Annotated in this window: 12 protein-coding genes; 5 read left to right on the forward strand and 7 right to left on the reverse strand. The window is 44.1% G+C overall.

Annotation, left to right across the window (positions count from 1 at the left end):
* Positions 1 to 3 precede the first annotated feature (3 nt).
* Positions 4 to 1608, reverse strand: a complete 1605-nt coding sequence (locus tag BM099_RS09335; RefSeq protein WP_090727141.1) for an oleate hydratase — start codon at positions 1606 to 1608, stop codon at positions 4 to 6.
* A gap of 106 nt (positions 1609 to 1714) precedes the next feature.
* Positions 1715 to 2452, reverse strand: coding sequence for a polyamine aminopropyltransferase (locus BM099_RS09340; protein ID WP_090727144.1), 738 nt, complete (start codon positions 2450 to 2452; stop codon positions 1715 to 1717).
* A gap of 245 nt (positions 2453 to 2697) precedes the next feature.
* Here BM099_RS09340 and BM099_RS09345 point away from each other — a divergent pair, with 245 nt between their 5' ends.
* A complete protein-coding gene (locus tag BM099_RS09345; protein WP_090727147.1) occupies positions 2698 to 3132 on the forward strand; it encodes a DUF3010 family protein in 435 nt (144 codons plus the stop codon).
* Between the two features lie 169 nt (positions 3133 to 3301).
* On the opposite strand, the gene fahA is transcribed toward BM099_RS09345, so the two are convergent.
* Positions 3302 to 4612, reverse strand: a complete 1311-nt coding sequence (fahA, locus tag BM099_RS09350) for a fumarylacetoacetase (RefSeq protein ID WP_090727503.1) — start codon at positions 4610 to 4612, stop codon at positions 3302 to 3304.
* Positions 4613 to 4720: 108 nt separating this feature from the next.
* Positions 4721 to 5263, reverse strand: coding sequence for a VOC family protein (locus BM099_RS09355; protein ID WP_090727150.1), 543 nt, complete (start codon positions 5261 to 5263; stop codon positions 4721 to 4723).
* A 210-nt stretch (positions 5264 to 5473) separates the two neighbouring features.
* On the opposite strand from BM099_RS09355, the gene BM099_RS09360 reads away from it, so the two are divergent.
* Positions 5474 to 5965, forward strand: a complete 492-nt coding sequence (locus BM099_RS09360; RefSeq protein ID WP_090727155.1) for a MarR family winged helix-turn-helix transcriptional regulator — start codon at positions 5474 to 5476, stop codon at positions 5963 to 5965.
* Positions 5966 to 6170: 205 nt separating this feature from the next.
* Entirely contained in the window at positions 6171 to 6539 is a 369-nt protein-coding gene (locus BM099_RS09365) for a hypothetical protein (protein ID WP_090727158.1), read from the forward strand.
* On the opposite strand, the gene BM099_RS09370 is transcribed toward BM099_RS09365, so the two are convergent.
* Complete coding sequence (locus BM099_RS09370) at positions 6536 to 7474, reverse strand: DMT family transporter (protein WP_090727160.1); 939 nt, start codon at positions 7472 to 7474, stop codon at positions 6536 to 6538. The two genes, BM099_RS09365 and BM099_RS09370, sit on opposite strands and share 4 nt — an antisense overlap.
* A gap of 135 nt (positions 7475 to 7609) precedes the next feature.
* Here BM099_RS09370 and BM099_RS09375 point away from each other — a divergent pair, with 135 nt between their 5' ends.
* Entirely contained in the window at positions 7610 to 8065 is a 456-nt protein-coding gene (locus BM099_RS09375; RefSeq protein WP_090727162.1) for an Lrp/AsnC family transcriptional regulator, read from the forward strand.
* Here BM099_RS09375 and BM099_RS09380 read toward each other — a convergent pair.
* Positions 8062 to 9744: a GGDEF domain-containing protein gene (locus tag BM099_RS09380; RefSeq protein WP_177201135.1), complete on the reverse strand. Its 1683-nt coding sequence runs from the start codon at positions 9742 to 9744 to the stop codon at positions 8062 to 8064. The two genes, BM099_RS09375 and BM099_RS09380, sit on opposite strands and share 4 nt — an antisense overlap.
* A 158-nt stretch (positions 9745 to 9902) precedes the next feature.
* Here BM099_RS09380 and BM099_RS09385 point away from each other — a divergent pair, with 158 nt between their 5' ends.
* Positions 9903 to 10196, forward strand: a complete 294-nt coding sequence (locus tag BM099_RS09385; RefSeq protein WP_090727166.1) for an HlyU family transcriptional regulator — start codon at positions 9903 to 9905, stop codon at positions 10194 to 10196.
* 142 nt (positions 10197 to 10338) lie between these two features.
* Here the strand turns inward: BM099_RS09385 and BM099_RS09390 are convergent, their stop codons facing one another.
* The gene (locus tag BM099_RS09390) at positions 10339 to 11811 is read right to left on the reverse strand and encodes a two-component system sensor histidine kinase NtrB (RefSeq protein ID WP_090727168.1); all 1473 of its coding nucleotides are present in this window, start codon (positions 11809 to 11811) and stop codon (positions 10339 to 10341) included.
* Positions 11812 to 12115 lie beyond the last annotated feature (304 nt).

The raw sequence follows: 12115 nt of genomic DNA on the forward strand, positions 1-12115 counted from the left end.
ACATTATCGGCAAATGGCCTTCATCGCTTTTATTAAAACGACGGGATTATGAATAGCGTCATATACGGGCAATACCTGCTTATCTGTCTCGAACAACCCATAAACAGCCATTTGCGCACTGCGCACTGAATACTCGACCGTAAATACGCAATCCTCTGGTACTTCGGCAAACTGACCGAGGAATGCAAAATTAACAGCCCCCTCCGGCAACACCTCGGGGCGATCTCCCTTAGCACATGGCATAAAGAGACTATCGATAAATGGCATGGCGACGGGAATACAGTTAATTTTTTGGGCTTCAGCCACGGGGCTCATTAAATCCTCAATGCCCAAATGTCCCCATAGCTCTTCAAGAATTTCTTCTCCATTACAATCTGACATTCTTTTATCGACGTAATTCCCTTTTTTATCAGGATATAGCCCATAGCCCCAAAAAATTCTGACGTCACCGGGTTGATTTGGGAAGTGTGGTTGACGGGCAATAACAATAGACATCAGCCAGTTTGAATCCGTCATCGTGACCAATCCACCCGTGCCGGCTAAATTCCCACTGAAATCTTCCATATAATCATGGAACGTGCGGTCTTTGAGGGTAACGGTAAAGGAATACCATTTTTGTCGATCGATATCGTCACAAAAAACACCAGGATTGCCAAAGGAGCTATCTTTCTTCGCTATGCTTTCCCATAACATCCATGAACCCGAACTGGATTTATCTTTTAAGACAGGTGCATCTTTCCACGAACCATTATCAGTGCTTTCGGTAATGGAGCCATTAGTAATGAACACATAATCACCAGCACCTAAGGTGATCTGCTGCAGGTTTTTATCTTTATCTCGTGCATGTATCGCTATCGCTTTTTTGTGGCTGGGCAAAAGCTCAAAATCAATATCAACGACTTGCGTCTGCAATTCAAAATTAACCCCTCTTTGTTGCAGATATCGTTGCAGAGGTATGACCACCGAGTGATATTGGTTGTACTGAGTTCGCATGATGCCACCCAAGGTGGGCATTCCATCCAACAAATGGATAAAGCGTTTCATGTAGCGCCTCATTGCGGCCACACTGCTCCATTTCTGGAAGGCAAACATTGAGGTCCAGAGATACCAATAGTTCGTCTCGAAGAAAGATGCTTCAAACCAATCCTCAATCCGCACATTGTTTAAGGTGGCTTCTGATACAAAGGTCAGTTTGAGTAAATCTGCCTGGTGTTTTAACGAGAGCCCGAACGATGAAACATCCATCCGTTTGCCACTTTTCAGCAACCGGGCCTGGGCATGAGTAACATATCGGGCATTAAACTCAAATGATTCGTCGGTGACAGAAATAGCAGGATCATCATAAGATGGGATATGTGATAACAAGTCCCAGTAGCATACAAAATGTTTTTCATGCATGCGGCCACCACGAATAACAAAGCCGTTATCGGGGTCACCACAACCATCCAGTGCGCCTCCTAACGTCGTATTTTGCTCTAAGATATGAATATTATTAGCTGACACATAAGCATCGTTGATGAGATACACGGCGCTTGCAAGAGAAGCCAGGCCTCCTCCAACCAGGTAAATTTTTGAGTTTTCCGGATCTGTATTTTTTTCCCGCTGCATCGCTTAGCACTCCTTAAGATAATTATCTTGAAGAGCCACCACTATCGGGCTTCAGTCATGCCGGGGAAAAGGAGAAACTTACTAGCCTCTCACTTTTCATTACCTATTAAGCTTTGCGTGCTAAATAAACCGTATTGGTTGAGTCTTTTCCCAGGTAAGGGTTCGGAAAGCTAACTACATGCGATTCACAAGACTCAAAAATACGATCAAGTAACGCCATAAAATCTGCTGCTGGTGGCTCGTCTGACCATAAACCAAATATCCCTCCTGAAAGAATTTTTTCAGATAGATCACGTAAGCCCTGCTCTGTATAAAAAGCACTGTTTCCGGGGTTCAACCAATAACCGGGGGAGTGATCAATATCCAATAACACCGCATGTACTTGTGGGTGAGGTGCGCTCTCTTGATACGGCAGACCATCGAAGCCTTTTGTTTTGGAGGTGGCGACATCAAAAAAGTCGGCATGTATCAGTGTGCAACGCGGGTCTGCGCTCAGCGCTTTTCCCAGTGGAACCAAGCCACGCTGATGCCAGTCGATGACCGGAGCCATGACATCAACCACTTTTAGTGAGCGAACGCTGGCGTGCTCTAATGCCGCCTTGGCTGTGTAACCTAAGCCAAGCCCACCGACAATTACATCCAGCTCATCCCCTTGTAACGCAGCAAGACAAATCTTTGATAGTTGAATTTCTGCTTCGGTAAACAAGCTCGACATCAGAAACTCGTCATCTAATTTTATTTCATACAGAATTTGATTATTCAACCTTGGCTCGGATCGGCGCCTCAGACTGATGACGCCCAATGGAGTTTCCTGATAGTCCAGTTCTTCAAATACAACGGTCATAGATGGCATCCGATTAAAAGCATAAAGACCCATTATTCACTGACACATGAGCCCCCGCAAGTAAGCTTTGCTGGATTCTGACACCTGAGCGACTTAAGAATATGGCTAAGGACATTAAAAGATTGAATGATGGGTTATCACGAAACCGGAAAAAATAGATTTTTATTCATATATGTGCTGCATTCTTAGTGCTACATGAAACTTTAGCGTTATAATGCGCATCGTCTAAAATACCGGGGTTTGTCATGAGAGTGTGTGGTGTTGAGTTTAAAAACAATGAAGCGATTGTCTGCCTGCTGTCGTTGTCCGATGGGTTGTTTGATATACCTGACTGCAGGACAAGCCGCATTACTATGGTTGATAGCAACGACCGCCAGAGTTTAAAGGATTTCCAGTTTAGTTTTAATAAACTGATGGCCGACTATAAAGTAGAAAAAGTGATTATCAATCAAGCTCCGATGAAAGGTAAGTTTGCCGGAGGCGCACTCGGATTTAAAATGGAAGCGGCGCTTCAATTGATAGATGAGCTGGATGTTGTGATTATGACGGCGCCGGAAATCAAAAAAATCATGAAACAAAATCCGATGACTATTTCGTTTAAAGACACGGGCCTGAAACAGTTCCAGGAAGTTGCGTTTAATACGGCGTTTGCTTTCCATAACCGTCACTTAGTTGATTAACCCGTCACTACGACCGTAAAAAATATCCGTAAAAAAGAGCAACACCTCAAGCTAGCGTCGGGCTAACTTGAGGTGCTTTCTAAAAGTGCCAGTTCTACATGAGCCCTTTCCAGATGTCCCTTCTAGATGTGCTATTTTCCAGCGGGCTCTATTTAAGCGTTATCTGCTGCTAGATTTTTGCCGGAAGAACGGTACTACTCACTTCACCAAAACCGATGCGCGCGGCCCCCTCTTTCTGACACCAGCCTTTGAGTACAACCGTATCGCCATCATTAAGGAAGGTTCGGCTTTCGCCGTTACCCAGGTCAATGGCTTCTTTTCCGCCGCAAGATAGCTCCAGCATGGAACCCGCTTGCTCAGGCTCAGGGCCAGACTGTGTTCCACTACCGAAGAAATCACCGGGTTTAAGGTTACAACCATTCACGGTGTGATGCGCCACCAACTGCGCGACGGTCCAGTAGGAATAAGAGAAGTTAGATAATGAAACAGACTTGGCTTGTTGCTTTTCATTACGCATTTTCTCGGTCTGGATAAGCACTTCCAGCTTGATATCAAAAGCACCCTGATGTCGGTTGGTTTCAGATTCAAGATAGGGCAACGGCTGAGGATCAGCCACATCGCGGGTCCAGGGCGTCCGGTACGGCGCCATCGCTTCGAGCGTGACAATCCACGGAGAAACCGTCGACGCAAAGTTTTTTGCCAGAAACGGACCCAGCGGCTGGTATTCCCACGCCTGAAGATCACGCGCAGACCAATCGTTAAACAGGCAAAAGCCGAATACGTGGTCATCACTATCATCCAACGCAATGGCATCACCCATCTCGTTACCCTGACCTATATAGATCCCCAGCTCAAGCTCATAGTCTAAACGTTTACAAGGGCCTAGCGACGGGACTGCAGCATCAGGTGCTTTGGTCTGTCCTACCGGACGATGGAAGGTCTGACCAGATACGCCGATCGAGGATGAACGACCGTGATAGCCAATCGGTACCCATTTGTAATTGGGCAGTAACGGGTTATCGGGACGGAACAATTTACCGACGCTGGTGGCATGGTGAATCGAGGTGTAAAAATCGGTGTAGTCACCAATGGTAGCCGGCAACTCGAATTCGATATCAGACTGCGCAAGTAAGCAGCTTTCTAAAGATTTATCAGCACCTTCTCTTAGTGCACGAGATAGCGCCAAACGCAATGCGGAAGCATAATCAGAACCCATCCCCATAAACTGATTCAGCGTCGGTTGTGTACATGCCTGCGCAGCAAGGGCCGCGTCGCCAGAGAAAAGCTTGTTTTCAGCAACGCAGGCCAGATCTACAACCTGATCGCCAATGGCTACGCCGCCACGAAAAGCTTCGTTTGAGCCTGCACGACGAAAAATAGCAAAGGGCAGGTTCTGAATAGGAAAGTCACTATTCGCCTGATTCGCACTGGTAACCCAGCTTTTTAATGTAAGGTCGTGGGTTTCATTTAGCTTATTTATATTAGTCATATTATTAATTCTCAACTCTTGTTCTGCCTACCTGAAACAACAAAAACGAAAGCCAGCCACTGGCTTTCGCATACCTATTCACACATAAATTTCAGGAGTCTATTTTGAAGAAAACTCTTCTTCGTGCATCCAGGCCGCATGCTTAGGTGCTTTTTTAGTGCGAGACCATTCTTCTAACATCAATGGTGCGACTCTTTTTAACTCTTTCATTTGCTCATCGGTGCCCGTCAGACAGGTCAACTCAAGACGATGGCCATTCGGATCAAAGAAGTAGATCGACTTAATAACACCGTGATTGGTTGGGCCTAATACGTCGAGCCCTTTAGCTTCCAGATCGGCTTTTGCTTCCATCAATGCCGCTTCGCTTTCTACACGAAAAGCAATATGTTGCACCCATTCAGGCGTCATACGGTCACGATCCATTTTCGGCTTAGTCGGTAATTCAAAGAACGCGAGAATGTTACCATTCCCGGCATCCATAAACAGATGCATGTAGGGATCTGGTTCTTTTGTCGAAGGCACAAGATCTTCTGCGATGGCTACTAAAAATTCCATATTGAGCATATTCTGATAGAACTCAACGGTTTCTTTTGCATCGTTACAGCGATATGCGACGTGATGGATCTGTTCAATTTTAATCATGACTGTGCCCTCTGGTAAACATGTGTTTATTGTTGATATAGGACCTATAATAGTAACATTGGTTACCAATGTCAAAAATGTGATTTCTGCTCTAACAATATGTTATATAAGGATTTAAAATAAAATAGCCGATTCATTCTTCTAAGGAAATTGTTATTTTACTATTAACGTCCTAAAATAGATTTTTCTTTAAGCAACCCCTAAGATGTTATGACTCTTGCAGAATCGTCACAAAAAGCAGCACTCGAGCCCTCAGATACATTGCAGTTAAGTGATTTTTTCCCTTATCGGCTGGCCATGCTTAATTCGTCCGTGAGCGAGGTGATCGCACAGCTATATTCAGGGCGTTTCGATTTAAGCCCTCAGGAGTGGCGTGTGATGGCGGCATTGGGCGAAAATGCACAGATGTCCGCAAAAGAGATAGCCAAATTCACCAGCATGGAAAAAATGCAAGTGAGTCGAGCCATCTCGGCGCTTAAAAAATCTGGTCTGTTGTGCCAAAAAACAGACAGTAACGACCGCCGCTTTTCCAGTGTTTCACTCTCAGAACAGGGTAAACAGATTTATCTTAAGATAGTGCCATTGGTGACAGCCCGTGAACGTTATTTGCTGTCGGTGTTAACCGATGAGGAGCTGCAATTGTTTAATCAGTGTGTCGATCGGATAAGCCAACAAGCCGAAACACTTAAACAGCTAGGGTGATTGATAGTTTATTGATAGTTTATTGATAGTTTATTGATAGTTTATTGATAGTTTATTGATAGTTTATTGATAGTTTATTGATAGTTTATTGATAGTTTATTGATAGTTTATTGATAGTGTAATGTCATAAAAATTTAACATTACACAGCAAGCTTTTTTGTGACAATGCGCCCCTATCTCAACATTCTGACCGAGAGCCCTACCGATGAAAATAAAGAAAAGTGATTTAACTAGTGTCATTCAATGGATTGATGTACAGCTAAGCAAAGATGATAGATTCCCTTTAGATCAACAAGGTGCTTCGTCAAAGACATCGAAAAAACACCTCAAAGCACTTAAAGCCTGGCGTAAATGCTCAAATAACATAAAAGAGGTCCGTGAGTGGTGTGACGAATGGTTAGACCAAAAATACGCTGATAAATTAGCCCAGGCTTTAGAGCAAACCAAAGCCCACAAAGCAGATCATGTCATCAAACTGACTGAAGAAGCGCATGATCTATTGCTGATGCTGGCAGATAAACATGATTTATCCCCTTCTCAGCTCATTGTGAAGCATCTGTCTCCTAAGGCTTAATATAAGGAGTGCTTTCGCAACCTGACACCACTTGCCAGCAGCACACCCCCGGTAATAAACCCAAGCCCTAGCCATGCAGCCAGCTGTACGGGTTCGCCTAACAGATATAGACCGGCTAATACGGCTAGTACTGGTGTTAGTGCACCAATCGCCGACGTTTTTTCAGCGCCTAATTGGCGCACAGCAAATCCATAACTGAATCCGGTAATTAAGCCGACACACAGCACTTGCACAAATATTTGATAGAGCGTTTGTTCAAGCGGTGCTGTCATAATAGTGATCTCCCATATTCCCGACAATAAGCCCGCCAGCAAGATGCCCGCTGAGGATACACATAGCCACGCAGCGGCATCCCAAGGGCGTAATCCTGATAGTTTAAGGCTTACGGTAAACAGCGCCCATGAAGCGCTGGCGCAAAGAAAGATGATATCGCCTTTCCAATGATCCACGCCTGCGTTCAGACCTGTGTTGAGAGCAGTCAGATACAATATTGCAACAACACCCACCAGAATCAATACCAACCCCCAGGCACGTTGCTGTGTGAGCTTTTCCCGGTAGAAAGCCACGGCAGCAAAGCTGACAAACAGCGGAAATGTTCCGGTAATCAATAAACCTGCATCCGCTACAGGCGCATAATGCATTCCCAACGATGATAGATAAAAAAATGGCAGACCCGCACCAAACACAATGCCTGACAGGTAACGTTTAGGTGTTTTTCTGATGCGAGGCAGGGCTTTAATAAAAACAGGGAATAGGACTAATCCGGTGAAGCCATAGCGCAAGACCGCCAGATCGATTGTTGAAAGTTGCGACTGCACCCCTATTTTCATAGAGATCAACCAGCTTGCCCAGATGAGTATGGTAACCAGTGCGGCTATAACGCCCCCCTGGTTAGGCGAGATACCTGAGTAGCGCTTGATCGCGTATGTAGTCATGATGTGCTCTTTACTATCAAAACACTATTATCGTGAATTCCTGCGGCGCATGTCCTTGCTAACTTTGCCTCTTTTCAGATAAAAATTAGCATATAATGCCAATATAATTATTAAAATATCAGGGTCGTATCAATAATGGATAAAATGGATTTGAAAATAGCCGCGCTACTCCAGCATGACGGGCGACTCACCAATGTTGAATTGGCGGATAAGATTGGATTATCGCCATCACCTTGCTTACGCAGAGTAAAAAAACTTGAAGATGAGAGCGTTATTACTGGATATTATGCGGCTCTGGATCGTCAGCAGATCGGCTTGGGAATGACTATTTTTGTTGATGTCAGCCTTGATAATCACCGCGATGAAGCCAGTGTACAATTTGAACAGGCTATTTTAGAAATGAATAATGTAATCAGCTGCTTTGTTGTTTCTGGCGCATCTGACTATCGCTTAGAGGTCGTTGTCTCGGACCTTCTCAGTTACGAAGCATGGTTAAAAACACTACAACGTCTATCTGTTGTTAAGGATATACAAAGCAATTTTGCGATACGTGCCGTTAAAACCCGTGCACCGCTACCGATCAGATATTAGGCGCTACTTGCACTACCTAACCTGATGCAATCTCGTCCTGCATCTTTTGCATCATAGAGAAGATCATCGCTGCGCTTAAAAACATCTTCCACTGTTGTATCGGAATCGAGGATCTCTGTAACGCCGATACTAATGGTGTAGCGAATATTTAAATCGTTATATACCACTGCGTTATGGCGATTTGTATGGAGAATACGTTTTGCCAGGTACAGTGTCTCACTCAGTGAGGTGCTGGGTAGCAGCACGACAAACTCTTCTCCGCCATACCGGGCAAACAGATCACTGTTGCGTAATAAATCTTTAGTCACTCTTGCTAATGATCGCAATACTTCATCCCCTGCCTGATGCCCGTAATTATCATTTACCTCTTTAAACAGATCAATATCCATAATCATCAAAGAGAATGGCTGCTGGTATCGACGTGCCCTGGCAAACTCTTTTTCCAGGTTCTGCTGAAACACATAGCGGTTGCTAATACCCGTTAAGCTATCAAGTTCAGCTTGGTTTTTCAGGGTCTTTTCGGCCTCCTGACGTTTTAGTATCTCTCGCTTTAATGCCATCGTCAGAGAAAAAAGATACCAGATGATACCTGCCGCTATCAGAAAGGGGATGATGAGTAATTGAAGCCAGTGCTTATAGCTTTCCCACTGATTAACTGGTTCAGGATTATAAAGAAAACTATCCAGGTTGACGTCGCTGATCAAACCTAATGACTGATAAATCTCTGCAATTTTCTGCCAACGCTCTTTGTTGATATAGCCGATTTCAATCACATCTGAATTCATTAACTCTTTGATTTTTTCAGCTTCATAAATAAGAAAGTCCTTATCATAAGCCTCATTACGGGTCGCATAATTTTTCAGAATCAATTCCGCGATCTCGTCAGTATGCTCCATCGCATACTTCCAGCCTTTTATACTGGCTGTACGGAATTTTTTTACTATCTCCGGCTGCTTGTCGAGCATACTCTGACGAGTAAAAAGCAGGTCACCGTAAAAATCAATACCATAGTCTCTGGGCTGAATAACCACAGGAATCTGTCCGGCTTTTTTAACAAAATAGGGTTCATCAGTACTGTAAGCCGGAGCGAGCTGAGTATGTCCGGCTAACAGATCATCTAATTCCCATGTAGGAAAATGGTTGTTGAGTTTTGTTAAATTGACGCCAGCAACCTTTAAGGCGGCGATCGCTTCTGCATCTATTCGCTGATCCCCGCTACCTGGTAAGTTTAATGAGATAGGACGCTGCGTGCCGATATCTTCGAGCCGCTTAAAGTTAAATTGGTCAGTTGTTAAAAAGATGAAAGGCGAGTGCTGCATAATGTTCGCCAGCACAACGAAAGGTACTCCCTGGCTGTGATTGATTAACAGGTCTGTGCGGGTAGAGCCGAATTGTGCCCGATTAAATAGCACCTCTGCCTCGGGCAAAATGGCACGGCCATTATTGTCATAGCCACCATCTTTAATAGTAACTTCCAGCCCAGCCTCTTCGTAGAACCCTTTAGCTAACGCTGCATAATAACCGGCAAATTGAAACTGATGGTGCCACTGTAATTGAAGCGTGACGGGTTTAAGCCCGGAATCGGCTTTAACCGTGCTTGCAAAAAGTAACCCGAGTGCTGTAAAAACAACAATCAGGCAACGATTCCGATAAAATAGGGATTGAGTCGATTTAAACATCCTTAATCTCTGATGAACAACTTTTATCATACACATCAGCATAGCAGACAGATAAGATTGTACTAGTCGATTACTATTTAAGTTTTATGACGCTTTGCGGATCCGTCTTGTGAGCTTAACCGCCTTATATCAATAACTAGTATAAAACAGGAGCGATAATGGGTTTATTAACATCACTTTTGAATATATTTCGTAGTTCTCAGGGAAGCACATCAGAGACAAGCCCTGCTGCTGAGGAAGAATATAAGGGCTTCATCATAATTGCCAGACCGGCAGCAGAAGGGTCACAGTATCGTGTTAACGGGCTAATCCGTAAGCGTGAGGATCAAGGTGTGCGTGAACATATCTTTATTCGGGCAGATGTCCTCCCTACCCAGGAACTATGCACTCAGGAAACATTTCGCAAAGCCAAACTGATGATCGACCAGCAAGGTGATAATATTTTTCATTAAGGGGCAAACAACATGTCTGTTTGCATATTAGACGCTGCCCAATAACAGATATGGAAAAGCAGGAGAAAATTTCACCTGCTTCTATAACGCGCTAAAGCGAAACGCTTTAAAAAAAATCCCGGGTCTTCGTTAGTTATATCCGTTATTCAATAATAGGTAATTGTATGTGAACAGTTGAGCCAACGTTCACATCAGAAGTGACAGCCATATGCCCCTTATGCTGTTCGGTAACAATGTAATGCGAGAAAGAGAGGCGCTGCCCTGCATCAAAATCAGTTCCGGGTGCTTTATTACTGAAGAACGGCTCAAACAAGCACATCTGCTCTTCGTTATTCAGACCTACACCGTTGTGCTGAATTTTTATCCAAAGACTGTCATAGCATTCAGCCAGGATGATTTTAATCGTCGGCTTAAACCCGGGATCAGTCGAAGCGGCCGCCATTTTAAGCTCAAGCGCATGACATGCATGGCGGAAAAGACTAATAAATACTTGTTGTAGCTCGGTAATGTAACAGGGGGTTAGCGGCAAATTCTTTTCAAAATTTCGTACCAGAGTGACCTTGCTAAAGGGAAGCGCGGCTGAAACTGAGACCACATCATTGGCGAGAGTGATAGCATTTTCCATCACATCAACAATATCAGCTAACTGCTTTTTCTCATGTCGACTGCGCGCAAATGCGAGCAAATTACCGATGATCGTTGAGACCTGATCGCCTTTGCTGGACATATCATGAAGAATGGTATTCAGCTGCCTGGCTTTCTTATCGTCAGCCGCTGTTTGTGTGTTTGCCTGGTCAGCCAGTGTATGCTGGAAGCTTTTCAGATCCATTAAAATAGCTTGCAGCGGTACATTGATATCATGTGCCATCGTGGACGCAAGCTCTCCCATAAATGACATTTTATCATTATGAATCAGCATGTTTTCTGCCGCGGTCTGTTTGCTGATATCGTCAACAAGAATGACAACGCCCGCTTCTGTCTGGCCTTGCAACGGATAGATCGTAATATCGAAATGCGCCATGCTTCGCAAACTTTGTTTCAGGTGTATAGGTTCATTTTTCTTAATCACCTGCTGGATCTGTTCCGGTGTAATTGACACAGTAGGGTAAGCTTCCCAGAGTGTTTTGCCCAAGGCCTGCGAAGCTGGGATTCCCGAGGCTTCTTCAACCTGCTTATTCCATTGTGTTACCTTACCGTCCTTATCCAGGCTGACGAGCATCAGCGGCATGGAGGCTAAAATATCTTTAATGTAAGACTCAGAAGAGCGTAACTGCTCACTGGTAATGATATGTTGCGACACCTCTTCTTCTAATAGGTGGTTACTCTGGGTTAGTTGTCGGTTCGCCTCATCCAGTGTCGCGGTACGATCTTTAACCCGCTGCTCAAGATCTTTACGAATTGCAGTGAGCTCAAGATTGGCTTTATTAGCACGACGTCGGGCAAAAAACAGATTAACCGCCACAACAGATAGCAGAATGATTAGTGTACCGCTGCTCCAGTTAGCGAGTATTTGCCAGTTGGTTTTACCATTCTCGTCTTTAAAGATCGTTGTAATACCGGCAAGGGCCCATGGAGATTGTGTAACAAGCAACAGCACGAATAAAATATTTTTCATAAAAGTCCAATATGATCAAATAATTACAACCAAATCTTAAGAAATCAAATTCTTGAGGGAGTTAACTTAATGTCGCAAAGATTACCTACATCGGTGCGTATAAACAACCTGCCAACGGGGTTTCTTAGCCAGCATATCCGGCTACAAAAACCGTACGCCAATACTAAACCTGATCTTTAAAAAACAGCTATCTGGCAACCATCACTATAAATTATCTATATTTGTTTATTTTTTCAGGAATATTCTTTAAAAAATGTGTAATTAGTTAATTATAGTGACGATAAATGCTGCTCTGACTTGTCCC

Source organism: Neptunomonas qingdaonensis, assembly GCF_900113275.1.
Lineage (GTDB): Bacteria > Pseudomonadota > Gammaproteobacteria > Pseudomonadales > Balneatricaceae > Neptunomonas > Neptunomonas qingdaonensis.

What these genes read in the sequence shown, in the direction of transcription:
- BM099_RS09335 (WP_090727141.1), bottom strand. Translation starts at nt 1,608, where the DNA reads ATGCAGCGGGAAAAAAATACAGATCCGGAAAACTCAAAAATTTACCTG.
- BM099_RS09340 (WP_090727144.1), bottom strand. Translation starts at nt 2,452, where the DNA reads ATGACCGTTGTATTTGAAGAACTGGACTATCAGGAAACTCCATTGGGC.
- BM099_RS09345 (WP_090727147.1), top strand. Translation starts at nt 2,698, where the DNA reads ATGAGAGTGTGTGGTGTTGAGTTTAAAAACAATGAAGCGATTGTCTGC.
- BM099_RS09355 (WP_090727150.1), bottom strand. Translation starts at nt 5,263, where the DNA reads ATGATTAAAATTGAACAGATCCATCACGTCGCATATCGCTGTAACGAT.
- BM099_RS09360 (WP_090727155.1), top strand. Translation starts at nt 5,474, where the DNA reads ATGACTCTTGCAGAATCGTCACAAAAAGCAGCACTCGAGCCCTCAGAT.
- BM099_RS09365 (WP_090727158.1), top strand. Translation starts at nt 6,171, where the DNA reads ATGAAAATAAAGAAAAGTGATTTAACTAGTGTCATTCAATGGATTGAT.
- BM099_RS09370 (WP_090727160.1), bottom strand. Translation starts at nt 7,474, where the DNA reads ATGACTACATACGCGATCAAGCGCTACTCAGGTATCTCGCCTAACCAG.
- BM099_RS09375 (WP_090727162.1), top strand. Translation starts at nt 7,610, where the DNA reads ATGGATAAAATGGATTTGAAAATAGCCGCGCTACTCCAGCATGACGGG.
- BM099_RS09380 (WP_177201135.1), bottom strand. Translation starts at nt 9,744, where the DNA reads ATGTTTAAATCGACTCAATCCCTATTTTATCGGAATCGTTGCCTGATT.
- BM099_RS09385 (WP_090727166.1), top strand. Translation starts at nt 9,903, where the DNA reads ATGGGTTTATTAACATCACTTTTGAATATATTTCGTAGTTCTCAGGGA.
- BM099_RS09390 (WP_090727168.1), bottom strand. Translation starts at nt 11,811, where the DNA reads ATGAAAAATATTTTATTCGTGCTGTTGCTTGTTACACAATCTCCATGG.